The sequence below is a fragment of the Brevibacterium sediminis genome (genome assembly GCF_013623905.1).
In the GTDB taxonomy this organism is placed as follows: Bacteria; Actinomycetota; Actinomycetes; order Actinomycetales; family Brevibacteriaceae; genus Brevibacterium; species Brevibacterium sediminis.
Window position 1 is genome coordinate 504,711 of sequence record NZ_JABKDD010000001.1, and the last position, 13,244, is coordinate 517,954.

General features: G+C 64.5%; 14 protein-coding genes. 12 read left to right on the forward strand and 2 right to left on the reverse strand.

The genetic code is table 11. The features are described from left to right. Nucleotides 1–82: 82 nt before the first annotated feature. The gene (locus HK108_RS02310) at nt 83–1,480 is read right to left on the reverse strand and encodes an SPFH domain-containing protein (protein WP_229663909.1); all 1,398 of its coding nucleotides are present in this window, start codon (nt 1,478–1,480) and stop codon (nt 83–85) included. A 140-nt stretch (nt 1,481–1,620) separates the two neighbouring features. Between HK108_RS02310 and HK108_RS02315 the strand changes: the two genes are divergently transcribed. From HK108_RS02315 to HK108_RS02370, 12 genes are all read left to right on the forward strand, one after another. Further along, on the forward strand, nt 1,621–3,150 hold the full coding sequence (locus tag HK108_RS02315; protein WP_181270466.1) for an alanine/glycine:cation symporter family protein: 1,530 nt from the start codon (nt 1,621–1,623) through the stop codon (nt 3,148–3,150). Nucleotides 3,151–3,262: 112 nt separating this feature from the next. Beyond that, nucleotides 3,263–3,580 (forward strand): chorismate mutase, encoded by a 318-nt coding sequence (locus HK108_RS02320; RefSeq protein WP_139467033.1) that lies wholly within the window; start codon nt 3,263–3,265, stop codon nt 3,578–3,580. Nucleotides 3,581–3,828: 248 nt separating this feature from the next. Next, nucleotides 3,829–4,137 (forward strand): 50S ribosomal protein L21, encoded by a 309-nt coding sequence (gene rplU / locus HK108_RS02325; RefSeq protein WP_181270467.1) that lies wholly within the window; start codon nt 3,829–3,831, stop codon nt 4,135–4,137. A 15-nt stretch (nt 4,138–4,152) separates the two neighbouring features. Then, nucleotides 4,153–4,404: a 50S ribosomal protein L27 gene (gene rpmA / locus HK108_RS02330; protein WP_025776788.1), complete on the forward strand. Its 252-nt coding sequence runs from the start codon at nt 4,153–4,155 to the stop codon at nt 4,402–4,404. Nucleotides 4,405–4,504: 100 nt separating this feature from the next. After that, nucleotides 4,505–6,070 (forward strand): GTPase ObgE, encoded by a 1,566-nt coding sequence (gene obgE / locus HK108_RS02335; protein WP_139907960.1) that lies wholly within the window; start codon nt 4,505–4,507, stop codon nt 6,068–6,070. Then, nucleotides 6,067–7,233, forward strand: a complete 1,167-nt coding sequence (gene proB, locus HK108_RS02340; RefSeq protein ID WP_139907962.1) for a glutamate 5-kinase — start codon at nt 6,067–6,069, stop codon at nt 7,231–7,233. Before obgE ends, proB begins: the two co-directional genes overlap by 4 nt. A gap of 3 nt (nt 7,234–7,236) precedes the next feature. Beyond that, nucleotides 7,237–8,526 (forward strand): glutamate-5-semialdehyde dehydrogenase, encoded by a 1,290-nt coding sequence (locus HK108_RS02345; RefSeq protein WP_181270468.1) that lies wholly within the window; start codon nt 7,237–7,239, stop codon nt 8,524–8,526. Nucleotides 8,527–8,702: 176 nt separating this feature from the next. Beyond that, nucleotides 8,703–8,864, forward strand: a complete 162-nt coding sequence (locus HK108_RS02350) for a hypothetical protein (RefSeq protein WP_167443897.1) — start codon at nt 8,703–8,705, stop codon at nt 8,862–8,864. A gap of 1 nt (nt 8,865) precedes the next feature. Then, nucleotides 8,866–9,471 (forward strand): nicotinate-nucleotide adenylyltransferase, encoded by a 606-nt coding sequence (gene nadD, locus HK108_RS02355; protein ID WP_139467041.1) that lies wholly within the window; start codon nt 8,866–8,868, stop codon nt 9,469–9,471. Next, nucleotides 9,464–10,933 carry a prolipoprotein diacylglyceryl transferase gene (locus HK108_RS02360; protein ID WP_139907963.1) on the forward strand — a complete coding sequence of 490 codons (1,470 nt, stop codon included), beginning with the start codon at nt 9,464–9,466 and terminating at the stop codon, nt 10,931–10,933. Before nadD ends, HK108_RS02360 begins: the two co-directional genes overlap by 8 nt. A 52-nt stretch (nt 10,934–10,985) precedes the next feature. Then, nucleotides 10,986–11,363, forward strand: coding sequence for a ribosome silencing factor (gene rsfS / locus HK108_RS02365; protein ID WP_229663911.1), 378 nt, complete (start codon nt 10,986–10,988; stop codon nt 11,361–11,363). Then, complete coding sequence (locus HK108_RS02370) at nt 11,360–11,956, forward strand: histidine phosphatase family protein (RefSeq protein WP_139907964.1); 597 nt, start codon at nt 11,360–11,362, stop codon at nt 11,954–11,956. Before rsfS ends, HK108_RS02370 begins: the two co-directional genes overlap by 4 nt. Nucleotides 11,957–12,051: 95 nt before the next feature. Here HK108_RS02370 and HK108_RS02375 read toward each other — a convergent pair whose 3' ends face one another. Beyond that, entirely contained in the window at nt 12,052–13,191 is a 1,140-nt protein-coding gene (locus HK108_RS02375) for a glycosyltransferase family 4 protein (protein ID WP_181270469.1), read from the reverse strand. Nucleotides 13,192–13,244 lie beyond the last annotated feature (53 nt).

Consider the following 13,244-nt stretch of genomic DNA (forward strand, 5'->3'; position numbering starts at 1 on the left):
GAGCTGAGACACACGGCAGCGCCCCGCCGACGGATGACGTCGACGGGGCGCTGCGGTGTGCGGTACACCCAGCTCCGGGAGGTCAGCCTGCCGACTGCTGATTGCGGGTGGTGCTGATCGTCGGCTGTGCGGCCTGGTCACCGCAGAGGACGATCATCAGGTTCGATACGAGGTCGCTGCGTTCGGTCTGACCGAGCCTGACGATCTGGCGCCCTTCGATCTCCTCGATCGCCGTCTCGACCATGCCCACAGCTCCTTCGACGATCAGCTGGCGGGCGGCGACGACGGCCGTGGCCTGTTGCCGCTGGAGCATGGCACGGGCGATCTCCGGGGCGTACGCCAGTTGGGTGATGCGCGACTCGATGATCGTGACTCCCGCAGCCATGACCCGGGCAGCGACCTCATCGGAGAGCCGCGAGGTGATCTCGTCGGCGTTGTCACGCAGCGACATACGGCCGGGATCCGACGAATCGTAGGCATAGGAGTTGGCGATGTGACGAACCGCAGTCTCCGCCTGGATGGCGACGAACTCTTCGAAATCATCGACCTCGAACATCGCCTGTGCGGTATCGCGGACCTGCCAGACCACCACGGCGCCGATCTCGATCGGATTGCCGTCGAGATCATTGACCTTCAGCGTCGAGGTCTCATGGTTGCGGATGCGCGTAGAGATCTGATCCTTCGTGTAGAAGGGATTGACGAATCGCAGACCCGACTGCCTGACCGTTCCGACGTACTTGCCGTAGAGCTGGAGGACGACGGCATGTCCGGGCGCCACCGAGGTGCAGCCCTTGAACAGGAACATCGAAGCGATGAAGCTGAGGACGGCCACGATGAAGAGGACGACACCGACCGCGACCTGGGCGAAGGTCATGACGAACCCGACGATGCCCAGGAGCACAGCGAGGAGCAGCAGAACGATGGCGCCGACGATCGCGAAGTAGCCTGAGACCCCGCCCGCCGGCTTCTCTCGGACACGTTCGCCATCGGGAGAGACGATGCGCTTGGGGGCAGAATTCCCCTGCCCCGAGGCGGATGGGCCGCGGTGGGAATTCGGCGTCTGCGAAGCGGACCGTCGGTTCCCAGGGGGCGGTGCCTGCGACGAGACAGGTCCGGACCCGGTGGACGGGACCGGACCTGAACCGGCAGGCTGTCCGTCCGTGCGACGACTCTGCGGTGCCGGTGGCAGCGGTGTGCCTTCACGGTGGTGCGGCGGCGCACCGGTGTTCGCTTGGGCGCCGGCGGGCGGACCATACGGTGGCGTCGTGCCCGAACCGCCGATCGACCCGGACTGAGCACCTTGCGAACCATAGTGGCCATTGGGATTCGTCACTGCTTCAGCCCCGGGATAGGCCGCGGGCTGACTGTGTCCGGCCTGGATATGTGTGCTCTGATCACCGCTGGGGACGGGGCCGCGATCGGGGTTCGGGCCCGAGGATCGATTCGGTCGCTGACCGGGCTGCTGAGGATTCTGAGTCATGCCCCCAGTCTAAGTCAGGTAATGAGACGCGGATCTCAAAAGTCCCGCGAACGCCCCATTTGGTAACGGTTCGATAACTGAAACGATCCCACAACATGGAACGCTTGAATGTGACGCAAGTCTCAGTAGGTTGTCGCACTATGGACAATCTTCATATCTCAGCAGCGCCGGTCTCGCCGGTCGACGATGCCATCAACTCTTGGTTCGACCCGATCGCCACATGGTTCGGCAGCATCATCTTCTTTCCGCTCACCTTCGGAGACTTCTCATTCCCCTTCGTCGTCCTGTGGCTGATCTTCGCCGCAGCGGTCTTCACCGTCTACTTCGGCTTCATCCAGGCTCGAGGGGCGAAGCTGTCTCTCGAGATCATCCGCGGAAAATTCTCGTCGAAGTCCGACCCGGGTGAGGTCACCCATTTCCAAGCCCTTGCCTCTGCCCTGTCGGGCACCGTGGGCCTCGGCAACATCGCCGGTGTCGGCGTGGCCATCGCCCTCGGCGGCCCCGGAGCGACCTTCTGGATGATCGTCGCCGGCCTCCTCGGCATGTGCACGAAGTTCGTCGAATGCACCCTCGGGGTGAAGTACCGTGAGATCGACGAGAACGGCGTCGTCCACGGCGGTCCGTTCAAATACCTCCCCGTTGCGTTCCGACGCTTCTCGAAGCCCGTGGCGACCGCTCTGACCGGACTCTTCGCCGTCGCCATCCTCATCTTCGGTGTCGTCGGCGGCGGCATGTTCCAGGCCAATCAGACCTTCGCCCAGGTCCGCACCGCCACCGGCGGCGATGACGGCTTCCTGGCCGGCCCCTTTGCCTCACTCGTGTTCGGACTCATCTTTGCGGGGCTCGTGGCCCTGGTGATCCTCGGCGGCATCCGCTCGATCGCAAAGGTGACCGACAAGCTCGTCCCTGGAATGGCCATCTTCTACGTCGTGTCATGCCTCCTCGTGCTCGGTCTCAACTACGCGAACATCCCGAACGCCATCGGCGAGATCTTCGCTGGAGCGTTCAACCCTCAGGGAGTGGCCGGCGGCATCGTCGGAGTCATGATCATCGGCTTCCAGCGTTCGGCCTTCTCGAACGAAGCCGGCATCGGTTCGGCGGCCATCGCCCACTCCGCTGTCAAGACCCGTCGCCCCATCTCCGAAGGATTCGTCGCACTGCTCGAACCTTTCATCGATACGGTGATCATCTGCACCATGACCGCGCTGACCATCATCGTTGCCAACCAGGCTTCGTATCGAAACGACCTCGGTGAGGGCGAGATCGGCGGAGTTGCTCTCGCCTCGGATGCATTCTCCACCGTCGCCTCGTGGTATCCGATCCTGCTGGCCATCGCCGTCGCACTGTTCGCCTTCTCGACCCTCATCACATGGGCGTACTACGGGGAGCGGGCGTGGAGCTATCTGTTCGGTCGCTCGAAAGCCACGATCATGATCTTCCGCACGCTCGTCTGCCTCTTCGTCGTCGTCGGCTGCATCGCCAGCTTCTCCAAGGTCGTCGAATTCGCCGATGCGGCCCTGTTCATGTGCGCGTTCATCAATATCCTCGGCCTCTACATGCTCATGCCGGTGGTCAAGAAGGAGATGAGGAAATACCTCGCCGACCGGAGGGCCGGAACGCTCAACGACCCGGACACCGCCGACGCCGTCCCTATCGACCAGCCCGCCTGAATCCCGACCTCCGTCGGCATCGGAGGAGCACCAGCTCGATCAAGGATGCCTGTGCGCCGCGCCCAAACGGATGCGGCGCACGGGCACGTCCGGGCATCGATAGACTGGGAGCGTGGATGAGAACAGAGACGACAGAACACGCGCAGTCGAACGGCTGCAGGAGCTGCGAGGCAGCATCGACAACATCGATGCCTCCCTCGTTCACCTGCTCGCCGAGCGCTTCAAACTCACCGAACGCGTCGGTGAACTCAAGGCCGACCACGGTCTGCCCCCGGCCGACGAGTCGCGGGAAGCCAGGCAGGTCGCCCGACTGCGAGAACTCGCCGAGGAGTCCCATCTCGATCCGGAGTTCGCAGAGAAGTTCCTGGCGTTCATCGTCGCCGAGGTCATCCGCCGGCACGAGCGCATCGCGGAGACGCGCGAAAGCTGAGTCGAAGTGCCCGGGGAGCCGCCTGCCTCCGGGAGTGAACGAGAGATGGCTCACAATGGGCAGGTCTTCCCCTCGAGCATGAGCGGCGGGTTTGCCGTTGCTGTGCACTCTCGACTAGAATTGATCGTCGGTGCGCGTGACGCACCACGGCTGGTGATTCCTCTCAATGGGATGTCTGCGGGACTCGTTCTGCGGCAGCCAAGGGACAACCGCCGTTCGTTTGTTTTCAACAGAAAGAGGGTTCGACCATGGTCTATGCCATCGTCCGCGCCGGAGGCCACCAGGAAAAGGTGAGCGTCGGCGATATCATCACAGTCAACCGAATGAAGGCGAAGGCTGGAGACAGTCTCGAACTCGATGCCGTACTTCTTGTCGACGGTGAGACGGTCACGACCGATCCCGACGCACTGGCGAAGGTCTCGGTCAGCGCTGAGGTCGCCGGTGAACTCCGCGGTCCCAAGATTGTGATCCAGAAGTACAAGAACAAGACCGGGTACAAGAAGCGTCAGGGCCACCGCCAGGACCTCACCCGTCTGAAGATCACGAACATCAAGTAAGAGGAGACTTCTCACATGGCAAGCAAAAAGGGAGTCAGCTCGACCCGCAACGGTCGCGACTCGAACCCACAGTACCTCGGCGTGAAGCGCTTCGGCGGCCAGGCCGTCAAGGCCGGCGAGATCATCGTCCGCCAGCGCGGAACCAAGTTCCACCCCGGAGCCAATGTCGGCCGTGGAGGAGACGATACCCTCTTCGCTCTGACCGCCGGTGCCGTGGAATTCGGAACCCGCAACGGTCGCAAGATCGTCAACATCGTCGGAGCCTGATCCTTCCCGGATCCGTTCCGTCGTCAATATGATCTCTCCCTGAAAAGGGAGCATGAAGGGTGAGTCGAACGACTCACCCTTCATCTGATATAAGGACATTATGGCCACCGAGTTCGTAGACCGTGTCACCGTTCACCTCGCCGCAGGCGCAGGTGGGAACGGGTGTGCCTCGATCAGGCGCGAGAAATTCAAACCGCTCGGCGGGCCCGACGGCGCCGACGGCGGCAACGGCGGCAACATCATCTTCCGCGTCGACCGTCAGACCACCACCCTGCTTCCCCTGCACCACCGTCCGCACGTGCGTGCCGACGACGGCGGGATCGGCAAGGGCGATCTGCGCCACGGCGCCGACGGCAGAGACCTCATCGTCGACGTCCCCGAGGGCACCGTGGTGAAGAACACCAACGGTGACGTCATCGCCGACCTCGTCGAAGAAGGAACCGAATTCACAGCAGCCGCCGGTGGCCGCGGCGGTCTCGGCAATGCCGCGCTGGCTTCGACGAAGCGCAAGGCCCCCGGCTTCGCGCTCCTCGGAGAGCCCGGGCAGACCCTCAGCCTCGTGCTCGAACTCAAGACGATCGCCGATATCGCCCTCGTGGGATACCCATCGGCGGGCAAGTCGAGCCTCATCGCTGCGCTGTCGGCCGCCAAGCCGAAGATCGCCGACTACCCATTCACGACACTCGTGCCCAACCTCGGGGTCGTTCAGGCCGGCGACACGCGCTACACCGTCGCCGACGTTCCCGGACTCATCCCCGGCGCATCTGAGGGCAAGGGACTCGGCCTCGAGTTCCTCCGCCACGTCGAACGCTGTGCCGGCCTCGTCCATGTCATCGACATGGCCACGTGGGAGCCCGGACGTGATCCCGTCTCCGACCTCACGATCATCGAATCCGAACTCGCCGCCTATGCCGTCGACCTCGACGACGGGAGCGGACTCCTGCCGCTCTCGCAGCGCCCGAAGCTCGTGGCGCTGAACAAGATCGACATCCCCGACGGTCGCGACCTTGCCGATATCGTCCGGCCCGATCTCGAGGCCGCCGGATACCGGGTCTTCGAGATCTCGGCAGTCAGCCATGCCGGTCTGCGGGAACTCTCGTTCGCCATGGCCGAGCTCGTGCTCGCCGAACGGGAACGTCGCGCCGAGATCGAAGCGACACCGCAGCGCGTGGTCATCCGTCCGAAGGCCGTCGACGATCGCGGATTCGAAGTCCGTTCCGAACGCACCTCCGATGGCCCGCTGTTCCGCGTCCTCGGCGACAAGCCTCGTCGGTGGGTGCAGCAGACGGACTTCGGAAACGACGAAGCCGTCGGCTACCTCGCCGACCGCCTCGAGCACCTCGGCGTCGAAGAGGCTCTTTTCAAGGCCGGAGCGAAACCCGGCGACACCATCGTCGTCGGCGGAGACGACGGCGTCGTCTTCGACTGGGATCCCACAACCGTCGGCGGAGCCGAACTGCTCGGCTCCCGCGGATCGGACGCCCGACTCGACGAGGAAACGCGCTCCACACGCAAGGAACGCAAGGCCGCTTATCACGAGAAGATGGACGCGAAGGCCGCCACCCGGGCCGAGTTCGAACAAGAACGGTTGGCCGAACGAGCACACCGCGAGAGCCGCCTCGGTGCACCTGCGACAGAGTCTGGTGAGGGAGCCGGCGAGGAGTGAGCGCCGCAGCTCAGGCGGACTCTTCCGCAGGATCGTTCCGTGACGACATCGCCCGAGCCCGTCGCATCGTCGTCAAGGTCGGATCGTCCTCGCTGACGACGATCGACGGCGGACTCGACGAAGCCAAACTCATCGCGCTCACCGATGTCATCGGGGCGCATCGATCAGCCGGTCATGAGGTCATCCTCGTCTCCTCCGGCGCGATCGCGGCCGGACTGGAGCCGATGGGGCTGAAGAAGCGCCCTCGAGACCTCGCCAGCCAGCAGGCGGCGGCCGGGGTCGGTCAGGGACTGCTCATGGCCGCATACACGCGAGCGCTGGGACGCTACGACCTCGTTCCCGGCCAGGTGCTGCTCACCGCCGATGACCTGATCCGACGCACCCAGTACAAGAACGCGCAGCGCGCCATCGACAAACTCCTGGCCCTGGGCACGCTGCCCATCGTCAACGAGAACGACGCCGTGGCCACCGAGGAGATCCGCTTCGGAGACAACGACCGGCTCGCAGCCCTCGTCGCTCACCTGGCTCACGCCGATGCGCTCGTGCTGCTCTCCGATGTCGATGCGCTCTACTCGGGACCCCCGGATCAGCCCGGCTCCCGCCTGATCAGCCGTGTGCACGGACCCAGCGACCTCGATGACCTCGCCATCGGCGGTGTCGGGACGGCCGGAACCGGCACCGGCGGAATGGCCACGAAGGTCGATGCCGCCATCATGGTCGCCGATTCGGGGATCCCGGCGGTGCTGACCTCGGCACCGCAGGCCGCCTCGGCGCTGGCGGGGGAGACCGTGGGCACATACTTCGCTGTCACCCACAGACGACGGGGCACCCGCCTGCTGTGGCTGCGCCATCTCGCCCGGACCTTCGGCTCGGTCACGATCGACAGAGGAGCCGAAACAGCTGTGCTCTCCCGGGGGACGTCCCTGCTCGCCGCGGGAGTCACCTCCTGCAGCGGAGACTTCGAAGCAGGGGACCCGGTCGAGATCCGCAATCTCGACGACGAGGTCATCGCCCGCGGTATGTCGAACTTCTCCTCGGACGAGCTGCCGCTGATGTTCCGTTCCACGACCGAGGAACTTGGCACCCGTCTGGGAAATGATTACCGTAAAGAGGTCATCCATCGAAACGATCTCGTTCTCACACAGGTGAGCGGGGGGAGATAGCACATGACAGCAGCAGCCGAGAGCCACCCGAAGACCGTGCGCGGAGTGACCCGCATCGTCCGCAACGCCAAATCCGCCTCGAGCCTGTTGGCAACGACCTCTACCGCCGAGAAGAATGCCGCTCTCGGCGCCATCGCCGAGGCGCTGCGCAGCAGCACCGACCGCATCGCCAAAGCCAACGACGCCGACATCGCCGCCGGCACCGAGAACGGAATGAGCGAGTCTCTGCTCGACCGTCTGCGCCTCGACGCCGATCGCATCGCGGCGATCGCGGACTCCGTCGAGGACGTCATCGATCTCGCGGATCCCGTCGGCGACGTCGTCGTCGGACGCACCCTGCCCAACGGCATCCGACTCACCCAGAACCGTGTGCCGATGGGCGTGATCGGAGCGATCTACGAAGCCCGTCCGAACGTCACCGTCGACATCGCCGTCCTCGCACTCAAATCCGGAAACGCCTCGGTCCTGCGCGGAGGATCGGCTGCACAGAACTCGAACACTGAGATCATCTCCATCCTCCGCCGCGCCGTCGAATCGGCGGGACTGCCTGCCGACTCGATCAACGGCATCGACCAGTACGGACGCGAAGGCGCGAACGTGCTCATGCACGCCCGCGACTACGTCGATCTGCTCATTCCCCGAGGCGGCGCCGACCTCATCAACATGGTCGTGCAGGAATCGATCGTGCCCGTCATCGAAACCGGTGTGGGCAATGTGCACATGTTCATCGACTCCACCGCCACTGTGAAGACCTCCGTCGACCTCGTCCTCAACTCGAAGACGCATCGACCCAGCGTGTGCAACTCACTGGAGACCCTCCTCGTGCATGAGAAAGCCGCGAAACGAGTGCTGCCGAAGATCCTGGAACGCCTCGACGGCGCCGGGGTCATCGTCCACGCAGACTCGGACGTCTCGGCACTGGCACCGGCAGGGATGAAGGTCCGACGGGTGTCGCGGCGAGACTGGGCCAAGGAGTACCTGGGACTGGAGATCGCCATCAAGCTCGTCTCCGGTATCGAAGAGGCCATCGACCATATCCGTGCCTACAGCTCCGGCCACACCGAGGTGATCGTGACGAAGGACCTCGACAACGCGGACACCTTCGTCACCGCCATCGATGCAGCGGCGGTGGGAGTCAACGTCTCCACGCGATTCACTGACGGGGGAGAGCTCGGCTTCGGTGCGGAGGTGGGCATCTCCACCCAGAAGCTGCATGCTCGCGGCCCCATGGGACTCGAACAGCTGACGACCACGAAATGGGTGATGATGGGCAACGGCCAGGTCCGTTCCTGAGCCCGAATCGACTCCGACACTCCGCGATCAGGGTACTCACCGCCCGACCAGGGGAGACATCGGAGAGGGAAGAATTCATGTCGATGCCGGATTCCCGGATGGTTCATGAGAAACTGAGAAGGTAACGACCCCGAAGCGCTCTGCGCGCGACGGATCACTGAGTAAGGAGAAATGACGTGAACGCAGCCATTATGGCCGCCGCGGCCGAAGGTGGGGAGCACGCAGCCCACGTGGAGCTGCCGATGGATCCGATCTGGTACGGACTCATCACCCTGGCGATCTTCATCACGATGGGCATTGTGTCTCGGTCGTGGAAGGGCATCTCGCACCGCCACTGATATGGCAGAGCACAGACGCAGAGTCGGTGTCATGGGCGGCACCTTCGACCCCGTCCACAACGGCCACCTCGTCGCGGCAAGTGAGGTCCAGGCGACCTTCGACCTCGACGAGGTGGTTTTCGTCCCCACGGGACGGCCGTATCAGAAGGACGTCGAAGAGGTCAGCAGCGCCGAGCACCGGTACCTGATGACCGTCATCGCCACGGCATCGAATCCGCGGTTCACCGTCTCCCGAGCCGACGTCGACAGACCGGGTCCGACCTACACGATCGATACGCTGCGCGACCTTGCCAGCAGCTACGGTCCCGATACCGAGTTGTTCTTCATCACCGGCGCGGACGCTTTGGCTCAGATCTTGACGTGGAAGAATGTGGATGAGCTGTTTTCCCTGGCCCATTTCGTCGGGGTCAGCCGGCCCGGGCACGAACTCCGCGGTGAGGGACTGCCGGTCGACCGACTGAGTCTCGTGCAGATCCCTGCGCTGGCGATATCGTCCACGGATTGCAGACAACGGGTGATGGATGGTGCACCCGTCTGGTACCTCGTACCGGACGGCGTAGTGCAGTACATCGCGAAATACGAGTTGTACAGGAGTGAGAATGGCTGAGGAGCAGTTCACGTCACGTCGAGCACGGCGGGAAGCCGAAAGGCTGGCGGCGGAACAGGCGTTCGAAGCACGAGAGGTTCCTGAGCAGCCGAAGGAGGCTCCGAACTCTCGCGCCGGACTCCTCAGTCCGCTGCCCCCGAAGAAGCCCGGTGCGAAACCCGCCGCCGAGACCAGTGACGACACCGCCTCGCGCATCGACCCCGAGCCCTCGCCGCGGACCAGCCATGAGCGCGGCGCCCTGGCATCGGATCACCCGCAGGAGTCCCGGCCGCCGGTACATGCCGAAGACCGTCTCGACCCGACAAGAACCCCGTTGCCGCACTTCCAATCGCGCGCTGAGAAGAAGCGATACCTGCGCGAACACGGACTTTCGCTGTACGGCGATCTGTCCACCGGCGCGATGCCCGTTGTGGCCGACGAGAAGGAACTGGCCGAACGCCAGGCCGCTGCCGAAGGTCGACTGACAGGACCGATCCCGGAAGTCTCGGAATCCGAATCCGCGGACTCGAGCTCGGAATCTGCGACGCCGACAGCAGACTCCGCCGAAACTAAAGCTTCGGCAGCCGCTGCGAAGGAATCGGCAGCCGATTCGCAATCCGACGCGAAGTCCGCTGTGACTGAGCACGAATCCTATGACACCGCCGGTTTCGGGGGAGCCTCCGACGAGGTCGCCGCCCGCGACTTCGAGGCGCCTGTCACGCCTGCCTCGGCTCCGCGGCCGACGACCGTGGAGAGCGAACCCTATGACGCACTGTCGATGCCGTACTCGGCTCTCGACGGCGACGCTCCTGCACTGGGCACCGAGGAAGAGGGCGAGAAGCCTGCCGAGACCCCGGACGAGCCGGACGCAGAGGATCAGAACACATCAACCGACAAGCCGACCACGGGTGCTGCCGCTGCAGCAACCCCCGCGGATGAATCTGCACCGGAAGACAAGTCGGCTGCGAAGCCTGAAGCAGATGCCGAGGACGAGTCCGAGCCTTCGTCTCGGTCGCGGCGGATGCCGATCGTGCAGCCGCCTTCGACATCCGGAGTCCGCGTCGTCACGGCCGCCTCGGCGCAGATCCCCGAGGTCGATGAACCTCGCAAGAGCGATGCTCGCGGACCGCAGACGCCGCTGTCCGGTCGTGCCGACGAGCCGCAGTCCGGCTCAGACTCCGGCAGGACCGATGATTCGGGCGGCGACGCAGGCTCCGACGACGCGGCACGCGCCCTGGCCGCCAATCCGGAGACCCGGCCGATGGACGCTGTGCCCGAAGCCTGGTCGCTGCCGAACGCCGACTACGAAGACGAAGAGACCGTCAACCCTCCCGGCTCACGCATCCGTGCCAGCTCGGTGACCGGGCAGGACGGTCAGATCCTCATGGGCGAAGAGCCTTCGAAGATGCCCTATATCGTCCTCGGCGTGGCCGCATTCTTCGCTCTTGCCCTCATCGTCATCGCCCTCGTCATGTTCCTCTGAGCAACACCCGGGACACACCACCTCGATAACCGCATCCATGCGAAAGGATCTTGTGAGCGAGATCGCCGAATCCACCCAGCTGCTTCGAACCGCGGCCAAAGCCGCGGACGAGAAGCTCGGAACCGACATCATCGGCCTCGATGTGAGCTCCACGCTCTACATCACCGACGCGTTCCTCATCGTCTCCGCCGACAACGAACGCCAGATCGGCGCGGTCATCGACGCGATCGAACAGGAAGTGCAGCTCGTCCACGACCGCACCCCGCTGCGCCGCGAAGGCCGGGGAGGGGACTGGGTGCTGCTCGACTTCGGCGAGATCGTCGTCCATGTCTTCTCCGCCGAACAGCGCGAATACTACGCGCTCGAGCGGTTGTGGAAGGACGTCCCGGTCATTGATCTGCAGCTGCCCGAACCCGGCTCGGACACATGACGAAGACCGTTCTGTTCTGGCGTCACGGACAGACGGACTTCAACGTCGCCGGACGGTTCCAGGGACAGTCCGACGTCCCCCTCAACGACACCGGCCGAGCGCAGGCCGATCAGGTCGCCAGGCGGCTCGCCGAACTCGAACCGGAACTCATCGTCTCCTCCGACCTCTCGCGCGCCGCTGCGACCGCCGACAGCTTGGCGACACACGTCGCTCTCGAACCCGTTCGCGATGAGCGGCTGCGCGAGACCGCCTTCGGCGAGTGGGAAGGCTCCACCCGCGCCGAGGTGGCGGAGACCTGGCCGGACGAACTCGCCGAATGGGCCTCCGGAGCCGATATCGCACCTCCCGGAGGAGAATCGCGTTCCCAGTCGGGTCGCCGCGTCGCCGACGCCATCACCGATATCGTGCGGTCCGCTGAAGCCTCGACGATCGCCATCGTCGCCCACGGTGCGGTGCTGCGCGCCGCCGCCGAAATTCTCCTGGAGATGAACGGGACCGGCCGGCTCGGGGTTCTCGGAAACTGCGGTCACGGAGAGTTCGGGTACACCGGCGACCGATGGGTCCTGCGCAGTTGGGGCACGCGCTCTCACTGAGTCCTTTGGTCGCACCGCTGCGGGTTCGATGATCGGCCGAACGCGCCCCTACGGTACCGGAAGACGGACATCCGTGCATCAGTGCCCGCTCTGACTCAGTTGTTCGTCTTCCGATGCGCAGCGACTGATCTGATGAGCTCGACCAGCGAGTCTGCCGACTTCGCCCAATCGAAGACCTGTGACTGACGCCTGCCGGCCGCGGACTGCTCCGCCCACCTGCCGGCATCGGTGAGCCGGTCGATCGCGTGCGCGATCGACCGCGGATCCTCAGGGTCGAAGTATTCGGCCGCCTCGGCGGCGATCTCCCGGAAGATCGGAATATCCGACACGGCCACGGGCACTCCCTTGGCCATCGCTTCGATCACGGGCAGACCGAAGCCCTCCTCCCGCGAAGCCGTGACCAGGGCAGTCGACTCGTCGAGCAGACGGGCATACTCCTCATCGCTGATTCCCCGATGGAAGACGACCCTCGCCCGGTCGGGAATGAGGGCTCGCAGCTGAGCTTCCCTCCGGCCATCGATGCGGCTGGCGATGTGCAGGGTCCACCCCGGCAGGTGCTCGAGCGCGCGGATGAGGGATTCGACGTTCTTGTACGGCAGGAACGCACCCATGTAGATGAGCGTCTTCGCATCGTGACGGTTCACTGTCCGCGCCGGCGCGGCGACCGCCTCGGCGGCATTGGACACCACCTGCACCGGACGATCCGTCAACCGGTTTGCGGCGATGAGCTCTTTCGTCGTCTCGGAGACAGCAGCCACGGCATCGGCACGATTGAGCAGCAACCGCTGCGGGAAGAAGCTCAAGTGATACGCCCGCCACAGCAGCCTCACCGGCAGCGGCAGGTCACCCGGCGGTTCGGGGTGGGAGTAGTAGATGAGGTCGTGGATGGTCAGGATGAGTCCGTAGCGACGTCCGAACGAGCCCATCGTCTGCATCGTCGAGAACACGACATCGGCGCCCAGTGCATTGAGCTTCCCGGCGATGGCCACCTCGGCGGGGGAGGTGGGATCGCTCAGCTGCACCCACGAACATTCGGGAAGCAGAGCCAACTGAGCCTCATCGCTGATAATCATGGTCACGTCGATCTCCGTGCCCTCGACGGCCGTCAGCAGGGCCGAGAGCAGACACGAACCGTACCGGGAGATCCCGTCGTGATGAGTCGTGCGGGTGAAGCGTGCGTCGAAGAAGACCGACAGCCTCGGTGACGGTTGGAGGCTCTTTGTGCTTTTGCTCATGGAACTCCGAGTCGATAGTCTGAATCTTCGAAAGCCTGTGTCTATCAGTTTGC

Bases quoted from the DNA above. Each gene is read 5' to 3' on its own strand.
- obgE (WP_139907960.1), top strand. From the start codon at position 4,505: ATGGCCACCGAGTTCGTAGACCGTGTCACCGTTCACCTCGCCGCAGGC.
- nadD (WP_139467041.1), top strand. From the start codon at position 8,866: ATGGCAGAGCACAGACGCAGAGTCGGTGTCATGGGCGGCACCTTCGAC.
- HK108_RS02315 (WP_181270466.1), top strand. From the start codon at position 1,621: ATGGACAATCTTCATATCTCAGCAGCGCCGGTCTCGCCGGTCGACGAT.
- HK108_RS02375 (WP_181270469.1), bottom strand. From the start codon at position 13,191: ATGAGCAAAAGCACAAAGAGCCTCCAACCGTCACCGAGGCTGTCGGTC.
- HK108_RS02345 (WP_181270468.1), top strand. From the start codon at position 7,237: ATGACAGCAGCAGCCGAGAGCCACCCGAAGACCGTGCGCGGAGTGACC.
- rplU (WP_181270467.1), top strand. From the start codon at position 3,829: ATGGTCTATGCCATCGTCCGCGCCGGAGGCCACCAGGAAAAGGTGAGC.
- rpmA (WP_025776788.1), top strand. From the start codon at position 4,153: ATGGCAAGCAAAAAGGGAGTCAGCTCGACCCGCAACGGTCGCGACTCG.
- HK108_RS02370 (WP_139907964.1), top strand. From the start codon at position 11,360: ATGACGAAGACCGTTCTGTTCTGGCGTCACGGACAGACGGACTTCAAC.
- HK108_RS02310 (WP_229663909.1), bottom strand. From the start codon at position 1,480: ATGACTCAGAATCCTCAGCAGCCCGGTCAGCGACCGAATCGATCCTCG.
- HK108_RS02360 (WP_139907963.1), top strand. From the start codon at position 9,464: ATGGCTGAGGAGCAGTTCACGTCACGTCGAGCACGGCGGGAAGCCGAA.